Raw genomic sequence first — 247 nt, 5'->3', positions numbered from 1 at the left:
GCCATGCGGCGCATCCAGTTCAAATCGGCGCCGGCGCAGAAAGCCGGGCCTTCGGCGGCCAGCACGATGGCGCGCACGTCGTCGCGCTGGCCCAGCTCGGTGAACACCTGGGTCAGCTCGGCGATAACTTCGTCGTTGAAAGCGTTGCGCATCTCGGCGCGGGTCAGGGTCACGGTGGCGCGGTGCGCCTGCACGGTCACGGTCAGGTTGCTCATGTCCGGCCCCTCACATGCGGAACACGCCGAAC

Annotated in this window: 1 protein-coding gene; it reads right to left on the bottom strand. The window is 68.0% G+C overall.

The window, feature by feature from the left end:
- The coding region (locus tag HA630_RS02285; RefSeq protein WP_208299929.1) for an enoyl-CoA hydratase-related protein at positions 1-215 on the bottom strand (215 nt) is incomplete at its 3' end.
- Positions 216-247: the final 32 nt, after the last annotated feature.

It is taken from the genome of Aquabacterium sp. A08 (assembly GCF_011742065.1).
This window is presented reverse-complemented; position numbering and strand designations above follow the sequence as displayed.